The sequence below is a fragment of the Limosilactobacillus sp. genome (assembly GCF_022651205.1).
GTDB lineage: Bacteria > Bacillota > Bacilli > Lactobacillales > Lactobacillaceae > Limosilactobacillus.
Window position 1 is genome coordinate 23,304 of sequence record NZ_JALCQI010000013.1, and the last position, 13,095, is coordinate 36,398.

At 40.0% G+C, this 13,095-nt stretch carries 13 protein-coding genes; 10 read left to right on the forward strand and 3 right to left on the reverse strand.

Annotation, left to right across the window (positions count from 1 at the left end):
- Positions 1–280: 280 nt before the first annotated feature.
- The 3 genes from LKJ51_RS04165 to LKJ51_RS04175 are packed head-to-tail and all read left to right on the forward strand — an operon-like array spanning position 281 to position 2,214.
- The gene (locus LKJ51_RS04165) at positions 281–664 is read left to right on the forward strand and encodes a GntR family transcriptional regulator (RefSeq protein ID WP_003716801.1); all 384 of its coding nucleotides are present in this window, start codon (positions 281–283) and stop codon (positions 662–664) included.
- Positions 642–1,514, forward strand: a complete 873-nt coding sequence (locus LKJ51_RS04170) for an ABC transporter ATP-binding protein (protein ID WP_003716802.1) — start codon at positions 642–644, stop codon at positions 1,512–1,514. The genes LKJ51_RS04165 and LKJ51_RS04170 overlap by 23 nt, the downstream gene beginning before the upstream one ends.
- Entirely contained in the window at positions 1,507–2,214 is a 708-nt protein-coding gene (locus LKJ51_RS04175; RefSeq protein WP_040530881.1) for a hypothetical protein, read from the forward strand. The genes LKJ51_RS04170 and LKJ51_RS04175 overlap by 8 nt, the downstream gene beginning before the upstream one ends.
- A gap of 274 nt (positions 2,215–2,488) precedes the next feature.
- Here the strand turns inward: LKJ51_RS04175 and proC are convergent, their stop codons facing one another.
- The 3 genes from proC to LKJ51_RS04190 form a co-directional block, all read right to left on the reverse strand.
- Positions 2,489–3,274, reverse strand: coding sequence for a pyrroline-5-carboxylate reductase (gene proC / locus LKJ51_RS04180; protein ID WP_291979479.1), 786 nt, complete (start codon positions 3,272–3,274; stop codon positions 2,489–2,491).
- The gene (locus LKJ51_RS04185) at positions 3,264–3,986 is read right to left on the reverse strand and encodes a MucBP domain-containing protein (RefSeq protein ID WP_003716805.1); all 723 of its coding nucleotides are present in this window, start codon (positions 3,984–3,986) and stop codon (positions 3,264–3,266) included. The genes proC and LKJ51_RS04185 overlap by 11 nt, the downstream gene beginning before the upstream one ends.
- Positions 3,987–4,137: 151 nt before the next feature.
- Positions 4,138–6,342, reverse strand: coding sequence for an ATP-dependent Clp protease ATP-binding subunit (locus LKJ51_RS04190; protein ID WP_098045331.1), 2,205 nt, complete (start codon positions 6,340–6,342; stop codon positions 4,138–4,140).
- A 232-nt stretch (positions 6,343–6,574) separates the two neighbouring features.
- On the opposite strand from LKJ51_RS04190, the gene LKJ51_RS04195 reads away from it, so the two are divergent.
- From LKJ51_RS04195 to LKJ51_RS04225, 7 genes are all read left to right on the forward strand, one after another.
- Positions 6,575–6,760, forward strand: coding sequence for a hypothetical protein (locus LKJ51_RS04195; protein ID WP_003716807.1), 186 nt, complete (start codon positions 6,575–6,577; stop codon positions 6,758–6,760).
- Between the two features lie 117 nt (positions 6,761–6,877).
- Positions 6,878–7,144, forward strand: a complete 267-nt coding sequence (locus LKJ51_RS04200) for a phosphocarrier protein HPr (protein WP_003716808.1) — start codon at positions 6,878–6,880, stop codon at positions 7,142–7,144.
- Entirely contained in the window at positions 7,144–8,874 is a 1,731-nt protein-coding gene (gene ptsP, locus LKJ51_RS04205; protein WP_291980125.1) for a phosphoenolpyruvate--protein phosphotransferase, read from the forward strand. Before LKJ51_RS04200 ends, ptsP begins: the two co-directional genes overlap by 1 nt.
- A 157-nt stretch (positions 8,875–9,031) precedes the next feature.
- Positions 9,032–10,249: a glycosyltransferase family 4 protein gene (locus LKJ51_RS04210; RefSeq protein WP_098045334.1), complete on the forward strand. Its 1,218-nt coding sequence runs from the start codon at positions 9,032–9,034 to the stop codon at positions 10,247–10,249.
- Between the two features lie 3 nt (positions 10,250–10,252).
- Positions 10,253–11,278, forward strand: a complete 1,026-nt coding sequence (locus LKJ51_RS04215) for a glycosyltransferase family 4 protein (RefSeq protein ID WP_098045335.1) — start codon at positions 10,253–10,255, stop codon at positions 11,276–11,278.
- Positions 11,278–12,297, forward strand: a complete 1,020-nt coding sequence (locus LKJ51_RS04220; protein WP_291980126.1) for a lysylphosphatidylglycerol synthase transmembrane domain-containing protein — start codon at positions 11,278–11,280, stop codon at positions 12,295–12,297. The genes LKJ51_RS04215 and LKJ51_RS04220 overlap by 1 nt, the downstream gene beginning before the upstream one ends.
- Before the next feature lie 157 nt (positions 12,298–12,454).
- Positions 12,455–12,703 carry a YkuJ family protein gene (locus LKJ51_RS04225; RefSeq protein WP_003716813.1) on the forward strand — a complete coding sequence of 83 codons (249 nt, stop codon included), beginning with the start codon at positions 12,455–12,457 and terminating at the stop codon, positions 12,701–12,703.
- Positions 12,704–13,095: the final 392 nt, after the last annotated feature.

A 13,095-nucleotide genomic window follows, 5' to 3' on the forward strand; every position in this document is an offset into this window, starting at 1 on the left:
GGTGTTGACACTATTTGTTTTGTACCGCTTGGACAGCCTGTTCAGCAGTTAAGTTAAATGACTTCATTAAGCGTTGTTTGATATCTTGATTATCAAGACCAAGTTCTTTATTTTCCATTCAATTATATTCGGAAAGATTCCTATATATTATATAAAGAACGGCTAAAAATATAATTTAAACTATTTTTTATTTAAACTTGCAAAAGTTTTAAGGATCCTATATAGTTAGTTACATAAGCAATTAACCATATAACTAATTGGCTGTTAAGGAGATGATCTTTTGCAATTTCACTTTAACGAGTCAACACCGTTATACCAACAAATCGCAAGTCAACTGGAAGAAATGATTTTTACCGGTGGCTTTGATGAAGGGAGCCAGGTACCATCAACTACCCAGCTTTCCCAGCAATTACATATTAATCCAGCAACGGTTTTGAAAGGGATGAATATCCTGGTTGATGCGGGGTTGATTGAAAAGCACCGTGGACGCGGAATGTTTGTACGAACGGGGGCTCGACAAAAGATTATGGAAGAGCGTAAAGAAAGTTTCTATAAGGATTATGTCAAAACTCTCCTTGTGGAAGCACATAAATTAGGAATTAATAAGCAACATTTAGTCGAATTAATTGAGCGGGGTGAGCATGATGGAACAATTAAAGATTAGTCATTTATCAAAGAAATTTGGACGTCGAGTAATTCTTGATGATGTTTCATTCACTTTAGAGCCGGCAAAAATTTATGGCTTGCTCGGTCGAAACGGTGCGGGGAAATCGACTCTCCTAAACTTAATCAGTAACCGGATCTTTCCGACATCTGGTTCGATCAAGTTAGGTGATCAGGAGGTCAATACTGATCAAACTTTGGATAAGATTTTCCTTATTGGTGAAGATAACCTTTACTATAAGCAGGTAAAAATTAACCAAATGTTTGACCTTGCTGATGGTGCATACGGTAATTTTGATTATCAAAATGCTGAACAAATGCTTAAACAGTTTGAGCTTGATGGTAACCAAAAATTTGCCAAACTTTCCACTGGTCAAAAAACCGCTGCTAAGATTAGCTTGGCATTAAACGTTGATGCTGATTATATTTTTCTTGATGAGCCGGTATTAGGATTAGATGCTAACCACCGTGAAATTTTCTATCAAGAATTAATTAAGTCATACCAAAAGCGGCCACGGACGATCGTTTTGTCAACTCACTTAATTGATGAAATTCAACAATTGGTTGAGCATGTGATCTTGATTGATCGTCATCGGGTTCTTGAGGATGCTGATGTTCAGGATTTGCTGGACCGGGCATACGATATTTCTGGTCCTGCAAAGTTAGTTGATCAGTATACGGAAGGGTTGAACGTCCTTTCAACAACCGACTTGGGGAATATTCGGACAGCCCATGTCTTTGATCAGTTACCAGAAGATCGGATTCTTCCTGATCAAGTTCAGATTGGACACTATGATTTACAGCACTTATTTATCTACTTAACGAATGGAGGCCAACAAGAAGATGCTTAGTCATGAACAACGATTAGTAATTACCAATGTTTTTCATCGCCTCGGTTGGGCGTTAGCCGTTGCTGCTGCTTGGGCTGTCGGCGTAGTATTTTTGGGATATTTTGTTGAATTGCTAATTGATCGTCGTGTTGATTCATTTCTCGTTAGCTTGCAAGGAATTCCAGGAGTATTACCGCCAGTATTCACAATGATTTTACTCGGTTATTTCTTAATTACTGCTTATGATGATTTTAAGTGGACAATTCAAAACGGGATTTCACGAAAGACCCTTTGGTGGGGACGATTGATTGCTTTAGCCCTTGCTACCATTGGAATTTGGGTGGTTAATAACTTATTAAGCTTGTTTGACCACCCGCTAGCAAGTTGGCAGGCGATGGGGATGCAATTATTAGTTCTTCTTTCTAGTACGTTAATTTTTCAAATGATTGGTAATGGATTTGGTTTGCTTAACCGGACCTGGAAGTGGATTGTCGGCATCGGCCTGCCGATCCTATTTATCATTTTCTTGGTTGCACTTATTCGGGCAATGATGAGCCTTAATATTGGTTATCAACATAATGAATGGATCGGTCCTAATAGTGCTCTGTGGACAATTCTTAGTTCTTCCAGCACCTGGTGGATCATTTGGGGAATCACCATGGTTATCGTCATTTTTCTTTCCAAGTTCTTCAACGATAAAATGCAATTGAGAAGGGATTAAGGAAAGAGAGTGCCTTCGCTCCAAAGAGTTTCCGGAAAGCTAGCAATTTCTCCTGACGAAGGCGACTCGCGCCTAGGAAGGAGGTTGCTAGCTCTAGGAAACTCGAGCGAAGCACGTTTAGACTAAGTTGCCTAGAAAAAGCTAGACAGAGATTGCGGTCACAGCAAGCACCCTTTTCGCCTTCCATTACCCAAAATAATTTAAAACACAAACAATCCCGTCACTAGTCATTTAACCGATTAGTAACGGGATTGTTTTTTAAAATTTACCATTCTTATTTTCCGGCTGCCTTGTTAATTGCATCAATTACTGCATAGCGGAACTGATTCTTTTCCAAGGCCATTACACCCTTAATTGTTGTGCCGGCTGGTGAAGTAACTTGATCACGAAGTTCAGCGGGAAGTTTGTTAGTATCAAAAGCAAGTTTCCCGGTTCCCTTAACCATACTTGAAATCAAACGATAAGCTGTTTGTCGATTCATTCCGTTCGCAACGGCACCATCACTCATGGCATCCATGAAGACATCCACAAATGCTGGTCCACACCCGCCAATGACGCCAACAATATCTAATTGATTTTCACTAACTGGGATCACATCACCTAATAATTTAAGGAAAGCGATAATCTTATTTGCCTTTTCATCGGTAATCGCTTCAGGAAGAGCTAGCCCAATTGTTCCTGCATTAACGGCAACCGGGGTGTTGGGAATCATTGTTGCCACTGTAGCATTGGTAATCACTGATTGTAATTCTTTCAATGAAACACCAGCAGCTGCTGAGATAACAGTTGTTGAGGCGGGAAGCTGGCTTAATTCTTGAGCGATCTTTATTGTGATCGGTGCGGGGGTAGTAAGCACAACGAAGTCAGGATTAGCATTAACAACATCTTGATTATTATTAACGACGGTAAAGCTGAGATCTTGTCCAAGTTTGGTAACCCGAGGATTATCTGGGTTTTCGCCAATGATATTAAACTGGTTCGTATTTACGAGTCCCTTAATAATTGCGGACCCCATATTACCGACACCAACGACTGCAATTGTTTGTTGATTAGTCTCCATCTTGATCCTCCAATTTGACATAGTTACCGGTAATAAACATTCCATTACCGACTTTGTACCAGATAATTTCATCATTATCACTCATCTTACCAGTGATCGTGATTTCTTGACCATCCTTAATTTCGCCAACTTTATCACCATATGGTTTATTAAAAGCGTCAATTGATCTTCCTGGAAGATAGTCAATCACTGCTTTTGTCTTCTTCATTGGAATTACTGCCATATTGTCAGCAAGCTTAGATTGAAAGTCTTCATCTTCGGTTTTGAATGGGTTATCCACAATTGTCATTTTGTCGTATTTTACCCATTGATCACTGCCAATTTCGTACCAAAATTCTCCTGATTTAGTTGCAACGCGGTGAAAGGCCTTCAGAACAATATCGTCCGGGAAAGGAGTGCCAACTTGCATCCCGTTCGGCATATCGTAAACTGCAGTAACCGCATCGAGGTGGAGATACATTTCGATCGATTCCACTTCACCCCAGTTTTTATTCCGATAATAAACGTGAATGCTATGTGGCTGATCATCAAATTTTCCGGTTAATTCCCCCTCACTTTTGACAAATTGGTAACCGTCGAATTGCTTCTTTTTAACGGAATATTCTTCTCCCATAAATCCCCGTAAGAGTTGGGGGACAACCAGGTTTTCTCCAGTATCAATATTTGTGTAGTAGACCCAGATTGGGTTTCCTGTTTTGAACTTATCTTCCATCCTTTTCACCCCGTCAACTATATTTACTTTTCATTATAGCATTGATAAGGTGAAACCTCTGTGATGAACAGGTTAACAAAGTGTAAAAAAATAGAAGACTGGAAAAACATGTTTTTTCCCAGTCTCCAATAGATTATTCGTAATTTAACTTTTAATCAGTAACTTTATCTGCCTGTGGTGCGGCAACAACAGTAATATTACCATCTTTATCTAGTTGTGCAGCAAGCTCGTGAGCATCATTGTGATCAAGAACATAGTCAGCAATTCGATCTTCGATTTGTTCTTGAATTACCCGACGAAGAGGACGCGCACCCATCTTTGGATCATACCCCAAGTCAACTAACTTCTCATCAACATTTTCAGGAACAGTAATTGATAAGTCACGGTCAGTCAGCATCTTGTTAACATCGCTAATCATCAGGTTAACAATCTTCATCAAATTATCCTTGCTGAGGGCATTGAATTGAACAATGTCATCAAACCGGTTCAAAAATTCTGGCTTAAAGTAGTTGGTCAATTTATCAATGATTGAGTGAGTACTTCCAGTTGACTCAGCACCAAAACCAACGCTAGCTTGAGCATCGCCAGTTCCGGCATTAGAAGTCATGATAATGATCGTGTCCTTGAAACTAACGGTCCGACCTTGTGAATCGGTTAATCGACCATCATCGAGGATTTGTAAGAACATGTGCATAACGTCAGGGTGAGCCTTTTCCACTTCGTCAAGCAAGATTAAGCTGTAAGGGTGACGACGAACTTGTTCAGTTAATTGACCAGCTTCTTCATAGCCAACATAACCTGGAGCCGCACCAATAAGTTTTGAAGTAGATGTCTTATCCATGTATTCTGACATATCAAAACGAATCATTGAATCCTTAGAACCAAATAGTTGAAGAGCAAGTTGCTTAGCCGTTTCGGTCTTCCCAACACCAGTAGGACCAACGAAGAGAAAACTACCAATTGGCCGACCAGACTTGTTTAAGCCAATCCGGTTCCGACGAATTGCCCGCGCAATCTTATCAACTGCTTCAGTTTGGCCAATGACATGTTCGTCAAGCTTCTTATCAAGATCCCGAAGTTGGTTTTCTTCTTGTTTTTGCAGATCGCCGACAGGAATATTAGTCTTTTCTTCGACAATATCCTGCATATCCTTAACGGTTACCGTTGCGGATTCCTCAGAATGATTTTCTTCCGCTTCCTTCTTTGCCTTTTCAAGCTTGCTTACTTGATCCCGATAAAAGGCAGCTTTTTCATAATCTTGGTTATCTGCTGCTTGTTGCTTATGTGCTTCAGCAGTGTGAATTTCGTTTTCAATTGCGTTTGGATCAACATTCTTTAACGTTAAATTCTTCCGTGAACCCGCTTCATCCATTAGGTCAATTGCCTTATCTGGCAGGAACCGTTCTTGAATGTAGCGATCTGAAAGTTTAGCGGCAGCCACGATTGCATCATCCGTGTACTTAACGTGGTGGTAATCTTGGTAGCGGCCTTTAATCCCGTTAAGGATCCGGATCGTTTCATCAACTGAAGGTTCATTAACTTCAACTGGTTGGAAACGCCGTGCAAGGGCAGCATCCTTTTCAATCTTTCGGTATTCATTAAGGGTAGTTGCACCAAGAAGTTGGAAGTCGCCACGGGCAAGGGCAGGCTTCAAAACGTTTCCGGCATCCATGCCGCCTTCAGCATTTCCGGCACCCATGATTTCGTGGATTTCATCAATGAAGAGGATAATGTTCTTGTTCTTCCGCACTTCGGCCATTAATTGTTGCATCCGCTTTTCAAACTGTCCCCGAATCCCGGTTCCTTGAACAAGGGAAACAACATCAAGCCGAATGATTTCTTTATTAGCAAGCTTTTCTGGTACTTCACCGGAAACAATCGCAGTAGCTAAGCCCTCAACGACAGCAGTCTTACCAACACCAGCTTCACCGATTAAAACTGGGTTATTCTTAGTCCGGCGATTAAGGATTTCAATAACTCGCTTGATTTCGTTATCACGACCGATAACTGGATCAATCTTTCCTTGGCGAGCAAGGTCGGTTAAGTTAATGCCGTACTGACCAAGGATTCCCTTGCCGCGACCACCGTTACCGCCTTGTCGTTGGTTTTGACCGCTAAAAGCAGCCCCATTACCAGCAGCTTGTTGACTTTGCATATTATTCATGGCATTCATGAAGTCTTCGAGGCTTCCAAAACCGAAATTATTCATTCCGTTACCTCCATTCATCATATTTGTTTGCATGTTTTGTAATTTTTGATAGCAATTTTGACATAAATCGAGTTGAACTCGTTGGCCATTAAGGTTCATTTGTAAATGGATCGTTGCAGGATTCTGATGACAATTTTGACAAAGCACCGCAAAATACCCCCTTAGTAAAATAGATCCGACCATCGAAAAGGAAATTATTATCTTTGACCTTTCCTGACCATTGATGTTAATTATACTTACTTTTTGTTTGACTGCAAGCCAAATGAATTGGTTTAAGAAAAAATTAGTCAAACTTTCTATTAAATTTTAGCACTCTTGATAGATGAATGCTAAAATAAGGGTGGTGAAAAAGTCAGAGATCCTTTAATGAGGTGGTTAAATGACGGAAAGAGATTATCAACAGGAACTTGAGGATTTGCATTCGGGAAAGATTAGTCATTTTGATATTACTCCAGAGGAATTTCAGGCATTTCAGCCGGTTTTTCATGGTTATCAATACCGGACGCAAATTGAAGCGGAAGCCCATCGTGGGGGAACGCTTACATATCGATTAAAAAAGCGATGATCAATCGTTGAGAGAACTTGTAATTAAAGTTTACAATTGCTAAAATAAAAGCAATGAAATTATCAGGGCCTGGCCACTGACAATTTGCTAATATGCTCGAAGGAGAATGATTTAATTATGGAAAAACGTGATTTTACAATTACATCTGAAACAGGTATTCACGCTCGCCCAGCAACTATCCTGGTTCAAGCAGCTTCTAAATATAATTCTGATGTTACCCTTTCATACGAAGGTAAGAGTGTTAATTTGAAGTCCATCATGGGTGTTATGTCACTCGGTGTTGGTCAAAATGCTTCAGTTACCATTACTGCTAAGGGTGACGATGAAAAGGAAGCTTTGGATGCCGTTGCTGAAACAATGAAGAAGGAAGGCTTAACAGACTAATGTCCACACTTTTGAATGGCTTGGCGGCGAGCAGTGGGATTGCTATTGCTCCTGCCTACCTATTAGTGGGACCAGATTTATCTGTTAACCAACAATATTCAGCAAATGAGAATCATGAGGTCAAACGGCTTCATGATTCTTTTACTTTAACGTTGAATGAAGTTCAGACAATTCGCCAGCATGCCCATAAATCATTGGGGAAGAGGGCAGCGGCAGTTGTTGATGATCAGCTGGCAATTTTAGATGACCGGTCCCTCCATGCTGAAATTCTTAAAAAAGTTAATCGTGACCATTTATCTGCAGAATGGGCAATTAAGAAAACTGCAGATGAGCAATTAAAAATTCTCGAAAAAATGAACGATAATGACTATCTTTCGTCGCGAGCAACGGCAATTAAGGACGTTACTAAAAGAGTGCTTAGTCATTTGATGGGGGTTGAACTTCCCGATCCAACCCTTTTGGATCATCGGGCAATTTTTGTAGCTCAAAATATTACACCAACTGATACCGCACAGTTTGACCGGCGATTTGTTGCCGGACTTGTTACTGATGACGGGGGTAGAACCTCTCATTTTACAATTATGAGTAAGACTCTATCGTTACCAGCAGTTGTTGGGACCGAGAAGGCTACTAAAATAATAAAAAATGGCGATTTACTGATCGTTGATGGGATTCATGGCAAAGTTATTGTTGATCCGTCAGAAGAGGAAGTAGATCATTATCAGCGATTAGCCGCCCAATTTGATCGCGAACAACAAGAGTGGGGGACATTAAAGGATGAACAAACCGTTAGTACCGATGGCCGCCACTTTAAGGTTGTTGCTAATGTCGGAACGCCAATTGATGTCCTTGATGCTCGGCAAAATGGGGCTGAAGGAATTGGCCTGGTTCGGAGTGAATTCTTGTATGCGAGTGGTGATCGACTTCCCAGTGAAAAAGAGCAAACACAAGCTTATAAACAATTTTTAACTGAAATGCCAGGGCAACGAGTAGTGGTCCGCACTCTTGATATTGGTGGTGACAAGAATCTGGGGATACTAAAGCTGCCTCAAGAAAACAACCCGTTCCTTGGATTTCGAGCAATTCGAATTGGCCTTGCTAAGCCTGAGATTCTTCGTCCACAATTACGGGCACTCCTTCGTGCTTCGGTATATGGACGGCTAGCAATTATGTTTCCAATGATCGCAACAGTTGAAGAATTTTGGCAAGCACGAAAAATTTTGGATGAAGAACGGCAACGACTATTAAATGAGGGAGTTCAAGTAGCAGATAACATCGAAGTCGGGATGATGCTTGAGATTCCTTCAAGTGCCGTGATGGCAGATGCCTTTGCCCGTGAGGTGGATTTCTTTAGTATCGGCAGTAATGATCTAATTCAATACCTATTTGCAGCTGATCGGGGGAATCCTCGCGTGGCCTACCTTTATCAAGAATTACATCCGGCTGTTCTTCGTTTAGTTAAGAAAGTTATTGATGCAGCTCATGCTGAAGGTAAGTGGGTAAGTATGTGCGGTGAGATGGCAAGCAACCCATTAGCAACCCCATTGTTAATGGCGATGGGATTGGATGAATTCTCCATGAATAGTAGCAGCATTTTGCATATTCGCTCATTAATTAATCAACTTAGTACTCGTCAATTACAACCGCTAGTTCACAAGGCTCTCAATGCGACAACTGCTGCCGAAGTTGAACGATTGGTTCGTCAAGCAGTCCCTAAAGTGATCGAATAAATCCTTAAGTGATCTTAATATTTGACAAAAAAACTTGTTGTTGCTGATTGAACAGTCTACAATTGTCAGGATACCTTTTTGCGGATCATTAGATGCTTTTGTATAATGATCTTACGATTATTTTAAATTGAGATTAAAGAAAAAAGGAGCAATTAGCTTGAAGATAGGTCTTTTTACAGATACATATTTTCCCCAAGTAAGCGGGGTCGCGACGTCGATTAAGACGCTCCGTGATGAACTAATTGCTCAGGGACACCAGGTATATATTTTTACCACAACGGATCCTAAAGCAAAGGACGATGACAAAGAAAATGGGATCTATCGTTTTCCAAGCATCCCCTTTGTGTCATTTACGGATAGACGGATTGCCATTCGGGGTGCTTTTCGCGCAATCAAGATTGCAGAGAAGCTTCAATTGGATATTGTTCATAATCAGACCGAATTTTCATTGGGGGTAATGGGTAAAGTTGTTGCGCATCACCTGAACATCCCTTGTCTTCATACTTATCACACAATGTATCAGGACTACCTTCATTACATTGCTAATGGCCATATTCTAAAGCCAAAGGATGTTGGTCGATTAGCCCATATTTACCTCCATAATATTTCTGGAGTAGTGGCACCGAGTGAACGGGTGTTAGAGACAATGCGTTCTTATAATGTTGACGCACCAATTCGGATTATTCCAACTGGGATTAACTTGCGAGTATATGGTCAGCGGGATTCTCTTGAAGAGAAGAACGCTCTCCGTGCCAAGTGGGGGTATAAGCCAGATACACCAGTGCTTTTATCGCTAAGCCGGCTTGCATTTGAAAAGAATATCCATACCTTAATTGAAGCAATGCCCGATATCTTAGCTAAAAAACCTGATGCTCAGTTACTGATAGTTGGGGATGGACCCGCAAGAGAAACTTTGGAACGACAGGTTCGGCACCTGCATTTGACTGATCATATTCAGTTTGCGGGGCAGGTTGATAATGATGATGTTCATCATTACTATCAAATGGCAAATGTTTTTGTTTCTGCGTCTGATTCTGAGTCCCAGGGATTGACATATGATGAAGCATTGGCATCTGATTTGCCGATTGTGGTAATGCGGAGTGAGTATACTGATGAGTTAATTGATGACCCAGCTATTGGGGTTAGCTTCCAAAAGCGGATTGCTCTTGTTAATGGTGTCCTTCGTTACCTTAATAATCCGCGGACGCCTGAGGAACAGAATAAGCGTGATGCAAAATTACACGAGATTTCTGCAGAAGTATTTGCTCAGCGGATTCTTAAATTTTATCAAGATTGCCAAGAGACAATGGCTGAGAAGCAATCTAGTCAATCAAAGGGTACATTTCGGAATCTTTTTCATCGATCGAGGAGTTAAGCAATGTTAAAAATTACCATGTTTTCGTCTGCCGACAAGGTTGCCGGACAAGGGGTCGGCAGTGCTTACTTGGAATTAATCCATCTCTTAAAAACTCGCTTTGCCGATCAGTTTGACATTGCGATTAATAAATATCGAAAAAGCCAGATCAGTCATTATCACACGATTGATCTGCCCTTTTATTTCTCAACATTTTCTAAAAAGCGGGGACGGAAAATCGGCTACGTTCACTTTCTTCCCGAAACTTTAGAGGGAAGCTTACAAATTCCACAACCATTTCGTGGAATCTTTTATCGGTACGTAATCGCCTTTTATAAGCGGATGGATCACTTAGTTGTCGTTAATCCATCCTTTATTGATAAGCTAGTTGCGTACGGGATTCCTCGTGACCACGTGACTTATATTCCTAATTTTGTTGACTCGGATAACTTTTTCCCGGTTGATAAACAAACTCGGCAAGAATATCGGAAAAAGTATCATCTGCCAGCAGACAAGTTTGTGGTTCTCGGAAGCGGTCAGATCCAGGAACGAAAAGGAGTTCCCGATTTTATTAAACTGGCCCAACAGAATCCCAATATCCAGTTTGTGTGGGCAGGTGGCTTTTCGTTTGGCCGCTTAACTGATGGTTACAGTGAGTTAAAAAAAGTTGTTGATAATCCACCGACAAATTTGCTGTTTACGGGAATTGTTAGTCGAAAAGAAATTGCAGAATTAAATAATGCTGCTGACTTATTCTTACTTCCATCATTCAACGAACTATTTCCAATGTCAGTTCTTGAAGCATTCAGTTGTGGTACGCCCGTAATGCTTCGTGATCTTGATTTGTATCATTCAATCATTGATGGGGATTACGAACCAGCGAAGGATGTCAGTGAAATGCAAACTAAGCTTGTAGAACTCATCCATAATCCGGAAAGATTGAATTACTTACGGGAACGAGCAGTTGAAACTTCAAAGCGTTACTCGAAAGATCACTTAGCAAAAGTTTGGGATCGCTTTTACCGTCAACAAGCAAAGGAGGCTAATTAATGAGCCGGCGTAATTGGGGCGTCCTGGTTATGATGCTCCTGATTGGGGTGGGGATTTTTGTATACGCCTTACGTGACATTAATCTTCATGTTTTGATTCAGGAATTTAATACGATCAATTGGGGATGGATGCTTGTTGCGGTTATTTGTATTTGTCTTTACCTCGGATTGGAAGGAGTTGTGGTAAAGATATTTATGAAAGATCGCTATCCAGATTTTACCTGGAAAGACTCATTTCGGTTACCTCTAATTGAACAGCTATTTAATGGGATTACTCCATTTTCAACTGGGGGACAGCCTGCACAACTGGTGGCGATGCTCCAATCTGGTGTGGATGGCGGAATTGCTAGTTCCGTTCTTTTAATGAAGTTTGTTGTCTTTCAAGCAATGATTGTAGTAAACTTTCTTATTTCGCTACTAATTGGTTTTCATTATATTGATGAAAAACTTCACGCATTAGCATTATTAGTTGTCTTTGGCTTTACAATCCATCTTGCTGTCATCGTTGGCTTGTTGATGGTGATGTATTGGTACCACTTTACTAAAAAAGCAACGAACCTGCTTATTAAGCCGCTTGCATTATTTATGAAAGCAAAACGATACGAAAGAATGAAGATTCTTTTGAACGAGAAAATTGATTCTTTCTACCAGGAAAGTCTAAAAATGAAAAAGGAATATGGTAAGTTAGCAAGAGTATGCATCGTCACAATTGCTCAGCTCTTTTTCTACTACATTATTCCGTATTTCATTCTTCTTGCTTTAGGCGTTCATCATATTAACTTCATAATGGTAGTTAGCCTGCACGTGTTAATCTTTATGGTGATTTCACTATTCCCAATTCCTGGAGGTGCAGGAGGAGCAGAGTATAGCTTTTCCGTTTTATTTGCTAGTTTTGTTAATTCAAATACTAAATTGATTTTAGCAATGCTTCTTTGGCGGTTATTAACGTATTATTTTGGGATGTTTGCTGGAATAATTGCTTTAATCGTTAAGCCAAACCGGGTTCAACATCGTAAATGAGTTTGATAGATTGTCGAAATAAAATGAATGATTAGAATTGATTTGGAAGCTTTCAAGAAAAATCAAGGTATGATTGAATTTTATATGTTCAAGTAGAGTGAGGGTGAGAAAAAGTTTTCTCGCCCTTATTATTTAAAACGAATGTGGGGGATGAAGGGTGTACTCTTCAAATTTAGAAAAAATTATTAAACGACTTCAAGCAATGACACTTGATCACTCTAATAATAGACAGAAAAGAATATTTGAACAGTTTGGAATTCCTCTTTGTGAGGTAACGTATATTCGCTCAAGTGGTGAATTCGTTTTTGAACGCTATCGTCCGCGAGAACGTTTTCGTTTTGATGATATTGATTTAGCTGCAATTGAAGTCTTTAATTGCCTGTATGATTTTAAGCATACATTTTAAATTAGAATTTCCTATTGACGTGGACTAGCGAACAAGGTATATTAGTTATCGTTGCCTGTGAGGTAATATGAATGAAAGTTACATTTTATTGTAAATTCATTTGAAATAATATGTTGACATTAATTTGTTGTCATGATATATTATTTAAGCTGCTTGTTGAGGTCAATGATTTAATCTTTGATGAGTTAATCAATTAAAATTAGTTGTTGACATTGAAATGGGTATGCGATAAAATATTAAATGTTGTTCAGCTTTGAAGTTGAACAAGGTAGACCTTTGAAAACTGAACAAAGTTTCGACGAATCAAATGTGTAGGGTCTTCAATCATTACGATTTGAAGCAAAACATTTGCGAAGTCAATTCGCTTAATTAATTTGAATTAGAGCTATTCA